Consider the following 15,467-nt stretch of genomic DNA (forward strand, 5'->3'; position numbering starts at 1 on the left):
CACTGTTTTGCTGTCAGGTCAAGCTTCATTTGTATTTTCTGGCGGCCAGCGGTTGTGGATATATTGTCCCGGATTCTGGTAATTCAGTACTTTAGCGTAATTGCCGGCAGCAGTGGCATTTGCCGGAATATTTTTAGTCACAACACTGCCGGCGCCAATAGTGGCATTGTCACCAATCTGTACATTTTCAATCAGATTACAATTGGGTCCGATGTAGACGTTATTACCGATACAGGCTGCGGGGCCGTTGTTAGCGCCAATTACTGTGTAGGGAGAAAGATTGACATTATTACCCAGTCGGGCACTGCTATTGATAATCAGCGGGCCGCCATGACCAATGTACAAACCATAACCTACTGCTGTGCGCGGGCTGATAATGATACCGCTGCGGCGTTTTTGCCATGCATACATGGGGTAGGCAATTTTGCGCCATATTCCCGGTACGGAGGCCAGCCTGAGCCAGAAAGTAAAGCGGAACCCCCGGTTAAACAGATAATGACGAATAAAACTAGACCAGTCTGTACGGCCGCTATAACGAAACAAATCACTTTTAATAAGCTGGATAACCATAAAACAGTGCAAAGATGTCGGGAAAATAAAAGGCTGTTCGTCTCTGTGAAATCGAACAGCCATTAGTTTTTATTCCTGAGGCGGTGTATAACCACTGATTTGGTCGGCACCCTCGCCGAAGAAATAATTTTCCATTTGCTGAGTAATGTACTGACGGGCGCGGGGGTCGGCCAGACTAAGGCGGTTTTCATTAATAATCATGGTTTGATAACGTAACCAGCCATCCCAGGCTTCCTGTGATACGTTATTGTATATGCGTTTACCAAGTTCATTGGGAAATGGAGGAAATTTCAATCCGGGCGCTTCTTTGCCCAGTTTAACGCAATGCACCATATGGCTCATGTGTTTTCCTTTGTGTCATTCAGGGAAAAATACAGATTGTAAAAGATTTTGCAGGAGTTGGTTTAAAGCTGGCGGCAAAATATTTTCGACTGGCGTTTGTTACTGGTGTACTGTTGCTGCCGCTCTAATGGTAACTGTTCCAGGTGAGCACTGATAAATCCGCGTTCGACAAACCAGTCACCAGTATGTGTGCTCAGAGCAAACAGTTCTTTTAGCTGTAATTGCTGTGCCTGTTTAATAACATGAGTCAGCAGCAATTCTCCGTAGCCGCGGGCGCGGGCATTCGGTGAAACAATCAGACAGGCCAGCTCACCGGCATTTGCTTCAGGATAAACATGTAAAGCAACACAGCCATAAACATAGCAATCCTGCTCCAGCACAGAAAATTCATGAATATGGTTTTCCATGTATTCACTGTCGCGCGGTAATAAAATACCGGCTGCTTCCAGTGGCGCAATCAGTTGCAGGATATCACCGATATCTTTATTAGCAGCCGGCCGGATACGCATAAAAGGCGCTTTAGCCATGGCTGTGCCGCTGCCTTCACGGGTAAATAATTCCTGTAACAGGCTGCCATCCTGTAGGCCGGACAGTACATGCACCCGCTGAACACCGTGTTCAAGTACGTGTGCTGCTGTCTGTAACAGCTCTGTCTGGCGTCTGCTTCCAGTGTTTTGTGCCAGCAGACTGGCAATTTCAACACAGTTCAGTTCACTGATGGTCTGTTGCTGTTCATCCAGTAAACCCTGCTGTGTGCCCAGAAAGATGAGTTTTTCTGCGCTGATGGCTTCTGCCACAGCTTGTGCAACTTCATTTACCTGCAAACGATATGACTGACCGCTAAGCGAATGGCCGATCGGGCTGATTAATACCAGATGATTGTGAGCCAGACGCTCTTCGATAGCGGCCGAATCTACTTTGCGAACACAGCCGCTGTAGCCCATATCTGTTCCGTTAATTACGCCCAGCGGCTTGGCGCGCAGGAAATTGCCGGCAGCAATACGCAAGTTTGGGGTGCTGTGCTCCATAACCTGTGTAGGTATCATAGATAGTGCTGCTTCCAGATTGAAGCGTGCAATTCCGCTAGCCTGTTTGACTAATTCCAGAGCAGCATTATTCGTAACAGGATTTTCATCTATGCTGATTGCAGTATCACTGCCAGCTATGGCCTGAATATACTGGCTGCACCCGTGAATAAGAACCAGCCTCATACCGAGGCTGGTTAATAAAAGTATATCGGCGGCCAGTGCTGCGAGTTTGTCGCTTACCAAAACATGGCTACTAATTGCTAAAACAAGCGTTTTACCATTCAGATGGTGGATATAAGGTGAGGCCTGACGAAAATCGTGAACAAACTGGTTACTTTTAAAAATTTGTTGATTACCTGCATGAATGTTCATTTTACTGCCATTAAATAAAATAACTGCATCATCAGTACAGTTAACGCAACAATGGTTGCCAGAGTCCAGTTAAATTCTTTGGACAGTTTATCCTGCTGATGATGTAAAAATTCGGTTTTGGCATGGATGGCATCGGTTTTTTCGATTGCATCATTAAGCAGCAATGGTACATCTGCCTGATTTGGATTGTCATTAGGCAGTAAGGTAAAAACAAGATTATTCAGGTTATTCACATTACTGTTCATGGAGATGCTGGTGGTGTTTTCTTCAGGCACATGGACTGGTGTATTGACTATTGGCGGAGCTTCTTTTACCGGCTCTGCTACAGGTGGCGGGTTGCGCAGTAATTCACTGCTGGCCAGCTGCGGCTGCGGCGCAGACGAGTGTTCCGGTTCCGGTTCAATTATCGTTGGCACGCGGATTTCAACTTTATTGGCTACTTGATTTAATAAAGTATTCAGATTCGGTCTTTTATCAATAACCGCAGTATTTTTTGGTGTTGGTGCACTGGTAAATATCTGACTCTGGGCATTTCTGCTGTTGGTCTGATTTAAATTCAGAGCATTTTGCAGTAAATCCATTACTTCACTGGCACTGGGTACCTGTTGTCCGGAAGCTGCCGTATTATTTTTGCTTCCGACCGGCGGGGTGACATTTTTATTCGTACGGATTTTGGATACAACTGTAAATCTGTGCTGGCATTGTTCACACACAACACGTCCTCCGTCACGTGGCGGTGTTGCTACGATATTTTCTGCATGGCATTTAGGACAAATAACAGTAATTGTTTTAGACATGATTTTTCAGCAAACCAAATAGTTAAAAAGGAGGCAATTAAGTACTGTCAGAAGTAGATAGCCGTGTTATCGCATTAGCATGTCATGCCGGTATTTTCAGATAAATAGCAGAACCGGACAATTATGCTCTTTTACGGCCACTAATACATACCCACCCGTCCAGTGTTTTAGGTGAGTTCAAATCAAACCACTGACGATATATTCCACTGAGCTCTTCTGTTTGTTCTGCCAGAATACCTGACAGGACAATTTCACCACCGGTACGGGTACGTTCTGCCAGCATTTGAGCCAGCATGCGTAACGGATTAGCCAAAATATTTGCAACAACGATGTCAAATTTCTGGCCGGCTGGCAAATTATCCGGAAGATAAAATTCAGCACTAACCTGATTTTGTGCAGCATTATCCTGACTGGCACGGATTGCCTGCGGATCAATGTCTACACCACAGGCACGGCCGACACCCAGTTTCAGTGCGGCAATCGTCAGAATACCTGAACCACAGCCATAATCCAGCAGAGTTTCACCACTGCGCACATGCTTATCCAGCCATTGCAGGCACAGCCGGGTAGTGGGGTGACTCCCGGTACCGAAAGCCAGCCCCGGATCCAATTGCAGATTGATGACCCCTGGTTGAGTTGGCTGGTTATGCCATGATGGCGTAATCCATAAGCGCGAAGAAATCTGAATCGGGTCAAACTGAGACTGGGTCAGGCGTACCCAGTCTTGCTCAGGAATGGTTTCAAGATAGTACTGTGGTTTGGCAATCGCACATTCCTGTGCCGCTGTAGAGACAACGGAATCAATATCAGTATTTTCATCAAACAGTGCCACAATGTTACTTTGCTGCCACACCTGTTCAGTGGGCATATCAGGTTCGCCAAAAATCGGCTGTTCATTATCATTGCCGGCATTGGCATCTTCAATAGCTGTACTTAATGCGCCGTTTTCAATCAGAGCATCGGATAGCTTATCCACCTGATCTTGTGTAACTGTAATAACAACTTGTTGGTAGTGCATGGCTTTTTTACCGTAACTGGATGTTTTATAAAACTTCAGGCAGCCACCGCGGCTGCCTGCAAACAAAAGCGCAATGTATGCTTATTGTAAATTATTTTTGTGATTCTTTGTGTTTTTGTAACCATTGTTCAAGATAATGAATGCTTTCACCACCATGAATGAAACCCGGATCAGCAAAAATATCACGGTGCAGGTTGGTATTGGTTTTAATACCGGTGATGGCCAGCTCCTGCAGGGCAACACGCATTTTGGCAATAGCTTCATTACGATCACGCCCGTGGGTACACACCTTACCAATCATGCTATCGTAATAAGGAGGTACGGTATAGCCCTGATAAATATGGCTGTCAATGCGCACACCGTTACCACCGGGCTGGTGGCAGCTGGTAATCAGCCCGGGGCTGGGAACAAAAGTATACGGGTCTTCGGCATTAATCCGGCATTCAAAAGCATGTCCTTGTAAACGGATATCTGCCTGAGTGTAGGATAAGGGCAGACCGGAAGCTACACGGATTTGCTCCTGCACAATATCCACACCGGTAATCAGCTCAGTAATAGCATGCTCAACCTGCACACGGGTATTCATTTCAATGAAGAAGAACTCACCATCTTCATACAGAAATTCAAATGTACCTGCACCACGGTAGCCGATGCGCTGACATGCGGCTACACACGCGGTACCAATACGTTCGCGTTCTTCCGCAGTGATAAATGGTGCCGGTGCTTCTTCAATGACTTTCTGATGGCGGCGCTGCATAGAGCAGTCACGCTCACCCAAATAAATGGCATTGCCATGTTCATCACACAGTACCTGAATTTCAATATGGCGCGGTTTCTGCAGATAGCGCTCCATATATACGGCAGGATTACCAAAAGCAGCCCCGGCTTCAGTACGGGTCATTTCTACTGCGGCCAGTAAATCCTCAGCCTTTTCAACTACGCGCATACCGCGACCGCCGCCGCCGCCTGATGCTTTAATAATGACCGGATAGCCTACCGCAGCACCGATTTTTTCAATTTCCTGCGGATCTTCCGGTAATGCACCATCTGAACCGGGTACACAGGGGACACCGGCTGCCTGCATCGCCTTTTTCGCAGAAACTTTGTCACCCATCTGACGTATGGTTTCCGGATGCGGACCGATAAAAACAAAACCGGACTGCTCCACCTGTTCTGCAAAACCATCATTTTCTGCCAGAAATCCATAACCGGGGTGAATGGCATCAGCATCGGTAACTTCAGCAGCGGAAATCAGAGCAGGGATATTCAGGTAACTTTGGGCGGAACTGGCCGGACCAATACAAACAGATTCATCAGCCAGCTTGACGTGCAGAGCATCACTGTCGGCTTCTGAATGCACAGCCACGGTTGCAATACCCATTTCATGGCAGGCGCGCAGAATGCGCAGCGCAATTTCGCCACGATTGGCAATAAGAACTTTTTTTAACATGAGGCAGTACCTTGTAAAAAAGGGGAGTTATGACTGATATTAAGATTACTCAATAATAAACAGCGGTTCACCAAACTCCACAGGCTGCCCGTTGGATACGAGAATTTCTTTGACCACGCCACTGTGATCAGCTTCAATTTCATTCATCAGTTTCATGGCTTCGATGATACACAGAGTATCGCCGGCATTAACGGTTTGCCCCACTTCAACAAACGGTGCAGAAGTCGGACTTGCTGCCCGGTAAAAAGTTCCGACCATCGGTGATTTCATCGCTTTGCTCAGATCAGGACCGGCTGCCGGTACGGCTGCTGCGGGAGCAGCTTCTGCCGGAACTGCTGCTGGTGCAGCCATAACAGCCGGCTGTTGTTGTACTGGTGCAGAATATACTGGCTGAGCAGCAGTAGTGCGGGTAATGCGTACCTTTTCCTCACCTTCGGTCACTTCGATTTCAGCAATGCCTGACTCTTCTACCAAATCAATGAGTTTTTTAAGTTTACGTAAATCCATATTATGAACCCTTGTGTGATTGGACCTGATCGCAATAGGTATTAGTGTTGGCGATCTGTCTCTTGAATGTATTCAATTGCGCGGTGTAACGCTGCCTCGTAACCATATACGCCCAGACCACAGATTACCCCCATGGCAATATCGGACAGATAGGAATGGCGCCGGAACGCTTCGCGTGCATGTACATTTGAAATGTGTATCTCAATAAATGGTTTGCCGGCAGCTGCAAAAGCATCACGAATGGCTACGCTGGTGTGAGTAAATGCACCCGGATTAATAATAATAAACCGGGTATCATCAGTTAATGCAGCCTGAATGCGTTCTGTCAGAACATGTTCGGCATTGCTTTGCAGTGTTTCCAGCGTTAGGCCGGCTGCCTGTGCCTGTACAAGCAGTTTCTGATTAATGTCTGCCAGTGTGGTATGACCATATATATGCGGCTCCCGTAACCCTAAAAGATTCAGATTGGGGCCGTTTAAAACCAGAATTGAGGCACTCATATATTGATTGTTTATCGCAAAATTGCGCCATTTTTGCCGAAAATGCGCGCAAATGTCCAGTATTTTCGTAAAAATTTCACTATATAAACTACAACTGTTTTCCCTATAACAGTCTGGCAGCCTTATTTTGCGTGCTTAATAAACTGATAAGCCGGATATTTAAACTGTGGCTGATAAGGGTAATATGCTACTGCTTCGCAGTCTGTGCAAGCCGGCTTATAATACGTCTTTTGCCTTTTTCGGGCACATATACATGCATATTAATGATTTTGATTTTGATTTGCCACCGGAACTGATTGCTCAGCACCCTCCGGCTGTGCGCGGCAGTAGCCGTCTGCTGGTGGCTTTGCCCGGGCAGCCTCCGACAGACAGTGAATTTATCCGGCTGGCAGATTATGTGGCAGCCGGTGATGTTCTGGTATTTAACAATACCCGTGTAATGAAAGCCCGCCTTTTTGGCCGTAAAGCCAGTGGCGGTCAGATTGAAGCACTGATTGAACGAGTGCTGAATAATCATACTGCTCTGGCGCATGTGCGTTCATCTAAATCGCCCAAACCGGGTACAGAACTGATTTTCGAAGGCGGATTGCATGCACAGATGCAGGCGCGACAAGGTGAGTTATTTGTACTGCATTTTTCCGGCGACAAAACTGTATGGGAGCAACTGGAAGCGCATGGACATTTACCATTGCCTCCATACATTACCCGTTCGGCTGATCATGACGATGATGAACGCTATCAGACGATTTATGCTAAATATGAAGGAGCAGTAGCTGCCCCTACCGCCGGTTTGCACTTTACCGATACTATTTTGCAACAATTGCGAGATAAAGGCGTGCACCTGACCGAAGTAACTTTACATGTGGGTGCAGGCACCTTTCAGCCGGTGCGGGTAGAAAATATTGCTGAACATCATATGCATAGTGAATGGTATGACGTGAGTGAGGAAGTTGTAGCAGAGATTGAAGCGGCACAGGCGCGAGGAAATAAAATCTGGGCGGTAGGCACAACAGCAGTTCGCGCACTGGAGTCTGCAGTACGCAGCGGAAAATTACAGGCAGGCCAGGGCGATACCAATATTTTTATTACGCCGGGCTATGAGTTTAAGGTAATTGACCGCATGATTACCAATTTTCACCTGCCTAAATCAACTTTGCTCATGCTGGTAAGCGCATTTAGCGGTTATGATGAAATTCGTGCCATTTACCAGCATGCCATTGGTGCCGGATACCGCTTTTTCAGTTATGGCGATGCCATGCTGCTGGGTAATCTGGCAAAAACAAAAACAGAATAAGATATAAGGAACATAACATGAGAATGTTGCATACTATGCTGCGAGTAGGTGATCTGGATAAATCACTGGCGTTTTATCAGGATGTGCTTGGTATGAAACTGCTGCGACGGGAAGATTTTCCCGGCGGACGTTTTACTCTGGCTTTTGTCGGCTATGGTGAAGAATCTGACAGTACCGTACTGGAATTAACCTATAACTGGGATACGCATACTTATGATCTAGGTACAGGATACGGACATATTGCTATTGAGGTAGATGATGCTTATGCTGCCTGTGATGCTGTGCGCGCCAAGGGCTGTCGTGTAACCCGTGAGGCCGGACCCATGCAGCATGGCACTACTGTCATCGCATTTGTGGAAGATCCTGATGGCTATAAAATTGAATTCATTCAGAAGAAGAAATAAGTTCGCAGCATTATATTGATTATAACTGTGGCAGACTGAACTGCAATCAGTATCAATATCCTGACAGATGGTCTATAGCCATCTGTTTTTGTTCCAATAGAGTTTTGATTGCTTGACGCTGATTCAGACTGCCTATTATGATGCCATTATTCATATGCTTATTTATGCATCCGTTCGGGACGACCCGACCGGTAGATTCTCACGCAGGACGGCCTGCATCAGCCTTAACAGGAATCATTATGGCCTGGGTGTCATTATTGCTGGCCGGCATACTTGAAATAGTCTGGGCAATTGGTCTTAAGTATTCACAGAATTTTACTAAATTCACCCCGAGTATCATTACATTAGCTGCTCTGGTTGGCAGCTTTTTTCTGCTGGCACAGTCCATGCGTTCATTGCCGGTAGGTACAGCTTATGCAGTCTGGACTGGTATTGGCGCTGTTGGAGCAACCATTGTCGGTATCATTGCTTTTAAAGAACCGGCTGGTGCCATGCGTCTGATTAGCCTGACACTGATTATTGCCGGTATTATTGGTCTGAAACTGGGCGCACACTAAATTCATACTGTCCGGCAAGTTATAACATCCGATTATTAAATTTATATTAAGCCGGATTGTATTGCAAAGCTGGACATTTATATTAAATAATGATAATAATTATCATTATTTAATAATTTAAAATTCAAGGGGTAATTCAGTTATGAAAAAAATAATAACGCTGGCTGTGGCATCGGCTCTGATGATGGGGTTAAGTGCCTGTCAAAGCACTGCACCGTCAATTAACCTTACTCAGGCTGGCGAAGAAATTAAGATACCGGTACAACCGCAAAAAATTGTTGTGATGGATTTCGGTGCTTTAGATACGCTGGATGCGCTGGGTGCCGGCAACCGAGTTATTGCTGCGCCGGTAAGTAATATTCCGGCTTATCTGCAACAATATCATAATGCACAGGTACAGGATTCAGGCAAAATGAAAGAGCCGGATATTACCGGTATTAAAGCTGCCAGTCCGGATCTGATAATCATGAGCGGAAGGCAGAATAATTTCTATAAAGATTTAAGTGCCATTGCACCTACGCTCAATTACTCAGTTAATGCCGGTGAAAATTATTATTCTGCGGTCAAGAATCAGATCAGATTGCTGGGGAAAATTGCCGGCAAAGAAGTACTGGCGCAGGAGCAGTTGAATGCACTGGATTTAAAAATGAATGCAGCCCGTCAGCTCGCGCAGCAATCCGGTAAAAAAGCCATCGTGGTATTACATAATGACGGAAATGTGATGCTGATGAATCAGGGTAGCTATGCTGCGCTGATTTTCGATGAATTACATGTAAAACGGGCTGTAAATGCCAATGATCTGCCTGTACCGGATAAAGCTGAAAATGGCCGGCCGGCACGTATAATGGTTGATAATCAGTTTATTGCTCAATATCATCCGGATATTATTTACGTTGTTGACCGCAGTAAAGCAATAGGTAATACACCAATGCGCAGCGATTATTTTGATAATAAAGTTATGCAGAATGCAGGTACGCAAATCGTTAATCTTAGTGCTGACTTGTGGTATTTATCCGGCAACGGGCTGGAAAGTCTGAACCGTCAGATTGATGAAGTTATCCGGCCGCTGAACAGCATGAATTAAATTTTGTTCCTGTCACATTACAGCCAGCCGTTATTACTAATGGCTGGCTTTTTTGTTGAAAACAGATAATAGCCTATCCTGATAATAGACATTATTGATAAAGACATATTATATGTAAATGTAATTGTTAAATTTTTTAAATCAGACACAAATAATGACCTGAATAAAGGTTTTATTGCTGTGTTTTCGATAATATAGTGGTTGTAAACAACAGAAAATATTATCTTCTGATAGTAATGGGTTGGACAGGCAGTTTATGCTGATTAACTCAGACCAAATATATCAGAGTAGACAAGTATTTACAGTTAAAACTATTTTACGGCACCTTCCTCGGAAAGGAATAAGAATGAAGATAGGTATTCCACGCGAATCTCTTGCCGGTGAAACCAGAGTAGCGGCTACGCCGAAAACCGTTACCCAGCTAATTAAATTGGGGCATGAAGTTGTTATTGAGCATGATGCCGGTAAGGCAGCCAGCTTATCTGACGGTTTGTATCAGGAAGCAGGCGCAACAGTGGCCGATGCAGGCACTGTCTGGCAGTGTCCGCTAATATTTAAGGTAAATGCACCGAATAAAGAAGAAATTGCCGCCATGCAGTCCGGTACGATACTGGTTAGCTTCATCATGCCGGCGCAGCAGTCAGAGCTGGTACAGCAGTTACAGGCGAAAAAAATTACTGTGCTGGCAATGGACATGGTACCGCGGATTTCACGTGCACAGGCAATGGATGCATTGTCGTCAATGGCTAATATCAGTGGCTATCGGGCGGTAATTGAAGCTGCTGAAAACTTTGGCCGTTTCTTTACCGGTCAGATTACTGCTGCCGGTAAAGTTCCTCCGGCAGAAATGCTGGTGATAGGTGCAGGAGTGGCTGGTCTGGCCGCTATTGGTACAGCCCGTCAGCTTGGTGCTGTGGTTAATGCATTCGATACCCGCCCTGAAGTTGCTGACCAGATTGAGTCTATGGGTGGTAACTTTCTGCAACTGGACTATCAGGAAGAAGAAAGCAGTAGTGGCGACGGCTATGCTAAAACCATGAGTGCTGCTTATATTGAAGCAGAAATGAAACTGTTTGCCGAACAGGCCAGACAAGTTGACATTATCATTACAACTGCTGCGATTCCGGGAAAACCTGCTCCCAAACTGATTACCCGGGAGATGGTAGACAGTATGCGTGAAGGTTCGGTGATCGTGGATCTGGCCGCTGCTACCGGCGGTAACTGCGAATATACTGAACCCGGTAAAATTATTACTACCGCCAATGGGGTGAAAATAATTGGTTATACCGATATGGCTAACCGTCTGGCCGGCCAGTCTTCACAACTTTATGGCACAAATCTGGTTAATCTGGCACGCCTGCTTACACCAAATAAGGATGGTGAGCTGGCATTAAACTTCGAAGATGTGATTATCCGTAACATGACTGTTACTCATGAAGGCAACAGCATGTATCCGCCACCACCGATTCAGGTATCCGCCGCGCCAAAAGCAGAACCGAAAGTTGCAGCTCCTGCTCCTGTTGCTACAGCACAGCCGGCATCAGCAAACAAAAAAATCATCTGGGCAGCAATTGCAGTCATACTGATGTTGTGGATAGGTGCGGTTGCTCCGGTGGCTTTTCTGAATCACTTCATGGTATTTGTACTTGCCTGTGTAGTGGGTTACTTTGTGGTATGGAACGTGAACCACGCCCTGCATACCCCGTTAATGTCGGTAACTAATGCCATATCGGGCATTATTGTAGTAGGTGCATTGCTGCAAATCGGGCAGGGACATGGTTTCGTATCGTTGCTGGCCTTTATTGCAGTAGCGATAGTCAGCGTTAATATCTTCGGTGGCTTTGCTGTTACCCGCCGTATGCTCAATATGTTTCGTAAATAAGGGGGAAACGGTATGTCTCAAGGTATCGTAACTGCTGCATACATCGTTGCTGCAGTATTGTTTATTCTGAGTCTGGCCGGACTCTCACAGCAGGAAAGTGCCAGACGTGGCTGTTATATGGGCATAGCAGGTATGGCTATTGCGCTGATTGCTACGGTTTTCAGTGAAAATGCGCACGGTCTGGGCTGGGTGATTATTGCCATGGTTATTGGTGGGGCAGTGGGTCTGCAACAGGCTAAGAAAGTGGAAATGACCCAGATGCCGGAGCTGATTGCTATGCTGCACAGCTTTGTCGGATTAGCTGCCGTACTGGTGGGTTTCAACAGCTACATCGACCCTCATGATGTAGACTCAGATATGTTCACCATCCATCTGGTTGAAGTATTTCTGGGGGTATTTATTGGTGCAGTAACCTTTAGTGGTTCATTAGTAGCATGGGGAAAACTGAATGGTAAGATTGCCAGCAGCCCCCTGCAACTGCCACACCGGCACCTGCTCAATCTGGGCGCACTGGTATTGTCATTTTTACTGATGCTGTGGTTCGTAGGTGTTGGCGGTTCCGGTTTTGCCCTGATTGTCATGACTCTGATTGCACTGGTATTCGGTTATCATCTGGTTGCTTCGATTGGCGGAGCTGATATGCCGGTAGTCATTTCCATGCTGAATTCTTATTCAGGCTGGGCTGCCGCCGCTGCCGGTTTTATGCTTGATAACGATTTACTGATTGTTACCGGTGCATTAGTCGGTTCGTCCGGTGCGATTTTGTCATATATCATGTGTCAGGCGATGAATCGCAAATTTCTGTCTGTAATTGGCGGTGGTTTCGGCGCAGCGCCGGTAGCCGCAAACAGTGACAATGTACCAGCCGGCGAAGTTCAGGAAATCAAACCGGAGCAGGTAGCAGATACACTGAAAAATGCACATAGCGTTATTATTACGCCGGGATACGGTATGGCGGTGGCTCATGCACAAAATGCAGTGGCTAGTATTACCGCCAAACTGCGCCAGCAAGGTATTAATGTCCGCTTCGGGATTCATCCGGTAGCCGGACGCCTGCCCGGACATATGAATGTATTACTGGCTGAAGCAAAAGTACCTTATGATATTGTACTGGAAATGGACGAAATCAATGATGATTTCAGCGATACTGATGTGGTACTGGTGATTGGTGCCAATGATACGGTCAATCCGGCAGCAGTAACCGATCCGAATAGTCCTATTGCCGGTATGCCAGTATTGCATGTCTGGGAAGCCAAAAACGTGATTGTATTTAAACGTTCGATGCAATCCGGTTATGCAGGTGTAGATAATCCACTGTTTTATGAAGAAAATGTCAGAATGTGTTTTGGTGATGCCAAAGCTACCCTGGATGAAGTGGATAAAAATATTTAATAGTGAAAAAACAGTCTGGTCATTTACCAGACTGTTTTTTTATCAAGCTCGATCAATACAAATCTTAAGAAATTCAAAATAAATCTGGATATTATCCTATCTGCTAAAAATTACAGAATGTTATTTATTGAATAAAGAATCACACCTTCCCATTTTCCGCCAATCAAATCCATTGCCAAATTAACTGGTCTGTGAACATCAGGCATTATTCAATCAGCGCTTGGGTAATACTACCGGACAAAAATCGGAATCTGTACGGATAAGCGGGCCGCCAACGGCATCTACTGCAATAGGTATTGAAGCAAAAATACCCGGTATCAGGGTTTTTCCCTGTTCATCTTTTACGCCCCCCAGCGTTTCTGCAATTGCAGATGGTTTACCGGGTAAATTCAGAATAAGACTATTGCCATGCAGTACCCCTACCTGACGCGATAAAATAGCAGTAGGAGTGAAATGCAGACTAATTTGCCGCATTAATTCACCAAAGCCCGGAATTACCCGGTCGGCTACTGCCAGCGTTGCTTCCGGAGTTACATCGCGTAAATAGGGGCCGGTGCCGCCGGTAGTCAGAATCAGAGGGCAGGCATCTTCGTCGGCAAGCTGAGTCAGAATACTTTCAATCAGTGGCTGTTCATCGGGAATCAGGTGCTCAACAAATTCCAGAGGATTCAATACCGCACGCTGTAACCATTTTTTCAGTTCAGGCAAACCCTGATCCGTGTAGACGCCAGTAGAAGCCCGGTCACTGATAGAAACCAGACCAATTTTTAATAAAGACAATGTATCCATTTTCAGAGCTCATCCAGCATTACAAAGACAATTATTGTAATATAGACCCTTTAGCCTGTCAGTGAAGCAAGATGAATTCAGACGAGTTAACTCATTTCAATAATCGTGGCGAAGCTCATATGGTAGATGTGGGAGCCAAACCGCACAGTAAGCGCATTGCCATTGCAACTGGTATTATCAGTGTCAATGAAACTGCATTTAATAAAATACGCAATGGTGACAGTAAAAAAGGGGATGTACTCGGTATTGCACGGATTGCCGCAATACAGGCATCTAAACAAACCAGTAATTTAATACCTTTATGCCATCCGATAGCACTTACCCGGGTTAATGTTGATTTCAGTCTTGATGATAAAAAACGCAGTATTACTATTTGTGTACAAACAGAAAATACGGGGCAGACCGGAGTTGAAATGGAAGCATTAACTGCTGCCAGTGTTGGGTTGCTTACTATTTATGATATGCTCAAAGCAGTAGATCGCAGTATGATTATCAGCAATATCTGTCTGCAACACAAAGAGGGCGGTGAGTCCGGTACCTGGCATCGCCAGCCCTGATACTGCTAAAATAAATATAAACGAATAGTCACTGAAAAATAAAATAGTTGCCTGAGCAATTTAGTCTCAGAAATATTCTGTCAGTGACTTTAAATAAGCAAAGTTACTATTAATAAAATAGCTATGGTAATAAACTGTACTCAGACCGTTTATAACATTGAAGATAAATTGTCTTAGATCCTATTCAGCTACAGATGGATTGCATCAGTATTATCATTAAATCCAGCAAAGCCAATAATATATCTGTAAGTCACCTAAATTAATTCTCTGCTATTTGAAAGCTTCGCCTGTCTTCTCGTATCTAATTTAATTATTATTAAATACAAAGCGTGTTGATTAAATAGAACGCTGAATAAAAAATTTCCTCTTATCTGAATCTTCAAATTTATACTGATAATGAGTTAATCGTTTGATTTCACTGTTATTTATCTATGCATTTGTAGGTTGTAACTTGATTTATAGTTACACATTAAAAAATTAATATAAAAAATGAAGTGTTAACTTTATATATACTTTTTAGTTATAATAAAAAAATTTAATAGTATAATCAAAATCAATGAAAAATAAATGAATTTGCTGTTTTTGTTTACAAATTAATTTTCCAAAAAAATTTTGAAAGTTTTATTTGTATATAAAAAAAATTTTAGTATTGGAAATATATAACTAGAAATATAAATATAAATTTACTAATTGAAATTTATTTAAAAATTAATAAAAAATTAAGTTTTAAAGGGTTTTTATAAAGGTTTATTTTAAGAGTATTTATTTTGAAATAATAGTAAAATACTATATGTTTAACAAAAAATTCACATATAATGACTTGAAAAATATTGCTTTAGGTTAAACAATTGTTTCAGAAAATGTGATATTTTATTTTATTTGATCAATTTTTTTATACAAAAAAAGTACAAAGACACGAAGTCA

General features: G+C 44.3%; 16 protein-coding genes. 7 read left to right on the top strand and 9 right to left on the bottom strand.

Going from position 1 to position 15,467, the window contains the following annotated elements:
- Positions 1–18: 18 nt before the first annotated feature.
- The 8 genes from H3T75_RS01700 to aroQ form a co-directional block, all read right to left on the bottom strand.
- Positions 19–633 (bottom strand): serine acetyltransferase, encoded by a 615-nt coding sequence (locus H3T75_RS01700; RefSeq protein WP_198210839.1) that lies wholly within the window; start codon positions 631–633, stop codon positions 19–21.
- A gap of 6 nt (positions 634–639) precedes the next feature.
- Positions 640–912 carry an oxidative damage protection protein gene (locus H3T75_RS01705; protein ID WP_025331188.1) on the bottom strand — a complete coding sequence of 91 codons (273 nt, stop codon included), beginning with the start codon at positions 910–912 and terminating at the stop codon, positions 640–642.
- Positions 913–974: 62 nt separating this feature from the next.
- A complete protein-coding gene (gene argA, locus H3T75_RS01710) occupies positions 975–2,312 on the bottom strand; it encodes an amino-acid N-acetyltransferase (protein WP_198210840.1) in 1,338 nt (445 codons plus the stop codon).
- Complete coding sequence (locus H3T75_RS01715) at positions 2,309–3,109, bottom strand: hypothetical protein (protein ID WP_084565486.1); 801 nt, start codon at positions 3,107–3,109, stop codon at positions 2,309–2,311. Before H3T75_RS01715 ends, argA begins: the two co-directional genes overlap by 4 nt.
- Before the next feature lie 121 nt (positions 3,110–3,230).
- Entirely contained in the window at positions 3,231–4,127 is an 897-nt protein-coding gene (gene prmA / locus H3T75_RS01720) for a 50S ribosomal protein L11 methyltransferase (protein WP_084547908.1), read from the bottom strand.
- Positions 4,128–4,218: 91 nt separating this feature from the next.
- Positions 4,219–5,577: an acetyl-CoA carboxylase biotin carboxylase subunit gene (gene accC, locus H3T75_RS01725; protein ID WP_084586118.1), complete on the bottom strand. Its 1,359-nt coding sequence runs from the start codon at positions 5,575–5,577 to the stop codon at positions 4,219–4,221.
- Between the two features lie 45 nt (positions 5,578–5,622).
- The gene (gene accB / locus H3T75_RS01730; protein WP_025331183.1) at positions 5,623–6,084 is read right to left on the bottom strand and encodes an acetyl-CoA carboxylase biotin carboxyl carrier protein; all 462 of its coding nucleotides are present in this window, start codon (positions 6,082–6,084) and stop codon (positions 5,623–5,625) included.
- A gap of 41 nt (positions 6,085–6,125) precedes the next feature.
- Positions 6,126–6,584, bottom strand: coding sequence for a type II 3-dehydroquinate dehydratase (gene aroQ / locus H3T75_RS01735; RefSeq protein ID WP_025331182.1), 459 nt, complete (start codon positions 6,582–6,584; stop codon positions 6,126–6,128).
- 253 nt (positions 6,585–6,837) lie between these two features.
- Between aroQ and queA the strand changes: the two genes are divergently transcribed.
- The 6 genes from queA (at position 6,838) to pntB (ending at position 13,197) form a co-directional block, all read left to right on the top strand.
- Entirely contained in the window at positions 6,838–7,878 is a 1,041-nt protein-coding gene (gene queA, locus H3T75_RS01740; RefSeq protein ID WP_198210841.1) for a tRNA preQ1(34) S-adenosylmethionine ribosyltransferase-isomerase QueA, read from the top strand.
- Between the two features lie 17 nt (positions 7,879–7,895).
- A complete protein-coding gene (gene gloA, locus H3T75_RS01745; protein ID WP_078475657.1) occupies positions 7,896–8,282 on the top strand; it encodes a lactoylglutathione lyase in 387 nt (128 codons plus the stop codon).
- Between the two features lie 239 nt (positions 8,283–8,521).
- Positions 8,522–8,839, top strand: coding sequence for a quaternary ammonium compound efflux SMR transporter SugE (gene sugE / locus H3T75_RS01750; protein WP_198186298.1), 318 nt, complete (start codon positions 8,522–8,524; stop codon positions 8,837–8,839).
- Positions 8,840–8,981: 142 nt separating this feature from the next.
- Positions 8,982–9,923 carry a siderophore ABC transporter substrate-binding protein gene (locus H3T75_RS01755; protein WP_198210842.1) on the top strand — a complete coding sequence of 314 codons (942 nt, stop codon included), beginning with the start codon at positions 8,982–8,984 and terminating at the stop codon, positions 9,921–9,923.
- Between the two features lie 346 nt (positions 9,924–10,269).
- On the top strand, positions 10,270–11,805 hold the full coding sequence (locus tag H3T75_RS01760; RefSeq protein WP_198210843.1) for a Re/Si-specific NAD(P)(+) transhydrogenase subunit alpha: 1,536 nt from the start codon (positions 10,270–10,272) through the stop codon (positions 11,803–11,805).
- Between the two features lie 12 nt (positions 11,806–11,817).
- Positions 11,818–13,197: a Re/Si-specific NAD(P)(+) transhydrogenase subunit beta gene (pntB, locus tag H3T75_RS01765; RefSeq protein WP_198210844.1), complete on the top strand. Its 1,380-nt coding sequence runs from the start codon at positions 11,818–11,820 to the stop codon at positions 13,195–13,197.
- A 213-nt stretch (positions 13,198–13,410) separates the two neighbouring features.
- On the opposite strand, the gene mog is transcribed toward pntB, so the two are convergent.
- On the bottom strand, positions 13,411–13,986 hold the full coding sequence (gene mog, locus H3T75_RS01770; protein ID WP_198210845.1) for a molybdopterin adenylyltransferase: 576 nt from the start codon (positions 13,984–13,986) through the stop codon (positions 13,411–13,413).
- A gap of 71 nt (positions 13,987–14,057) precedes the next feature.
- On the opposite strand from mog, the gene moaC reads away from it, so the two are divergent.
- Positions 14,058–14,543 carry a cyclic pyranopterin monophosphate synthase MoaC gene (gene moaC, locus H3T75_RS01775; RefSeq protein WP_084586124.1) on the top strand — a complete coding sequence of 162 codons (486 nt, stop codon included), beginning with the start codon at positions 14,058–14,060 and terminating at the stop codon, positions 14,541–14,543.
- Positions 14,544–15,467: the final 924 nt, after the last annotated feature.

This window comes from Snodgrassella sp. W8135, from assembly GCF_016101225.1.
GTDB classification, from domain to species: domain Bacteria; phylum Pseudomonadota; class Gammaproteobacteria; order Burkholderiales; family Neisseriaceae; genus Snodgrassella; species Snodgrassella alvi.

Coding starts and splice junctions, on each gene's coding strand:
- H3T75_RS01700 (WP_198210839.1), bottom strand. CDS start 633: ATGGCTGTTCGATTTCACAGAGACGAACAGCCTTTTATTTTCCCGACA.
- H3T75_RS01705 (WP_025331188.1), bottom strand. CDS start 912: ATGAGCCATATGGTGCATTGCGTTAAACTGGGCAAAGAAGCGCCCGGA.
- argA (WP_198210840.1), bottom strand. CDS start 2,312: ATGAACATTCATGCAGGTAATCAACAAATTTTTAAAAGTAACCAGTTT.
- H3T75_RS01715 (WP_084565486.1), bottom strand. CDS start 3,109: ATGTCTAAAACAATTACTGTTATTTGTCCTAAATGCCATGCAGAAAAT.
- prmA (WP_084547908.1), bottom strand. CDS start 4,127: ATGCACTACCAACAAGTTGTTATTACAGTTACACAAGATCAGGTGGAT.
- accC (WP_084586118.1), bottom strand. CDS start 5,577: ATGTTAAAAAAAGTTCTTATTGCCAATCGTGGCGAAATTGCGCTGCGC.
- accB (WP_025331183.1), bottom strand. CDS start 6,084: ATGGATTTACGTAAACTTAAAAAACTCATTGATTTGGTAGAAGAGTCA.
- aroQ (WP_025331182.1), bottom strand. CDS start 6,584: ATGAGTGCCTCAATTCTGGTTTTAAACGGCCCCAATCTGAATCTTTTA.
- queA (WP_198210841.1), top strand. CDS start 6,838: ATGCATATTAATGATTTTGATTTTGATTTGCCACCGGAACTGATTGCT.
- gloA (WP_078475657.1), top strand. CDS start 7,896: ATGAGAATGTTGCATACTATGCTGCGAGTAGGTGATCTGGATAAATCA.
- sugE (WP_198186298.1), top strand. CDS start 8,522: ATGGCCTGGGTGTCATTATTGCTGGCCGGCATACTTGAAATAGTCTGG.
- H3T75_RS01755 (WP_198210842.1), top strand. CDS start 8,982: ATGAAAAAAATAATAACGCTGGCTGTGGCATCGGCTCTGATGATGGGG.
- H3T75_RS01760 (WP_198210843.1), top strand. CDS start 10,270: ATGAAGATAGGTATTCCACGCGAATCTCTTGCCGGTGAAACCAGAGTA.
- pntB (WP_198210844.1), top strand. CDS start 11,818: ATGTCTCAAGGTATCGTAACTGCTGCATACATCGTTGCTGCAGTATTG.
- mog (WP_198210845.1), bottom strand. CDS start 13,986: ATGGATACATTGTCTTTATTAAAAATTGGTCTGGTTTCTATCAGTGAC.
- moaC (WP_084586124.1), top strand. CDS start 14,058: ATGAATTCAGACGAGTTAACTCATTTCAATAATCGTGGCGAAGCTCAT.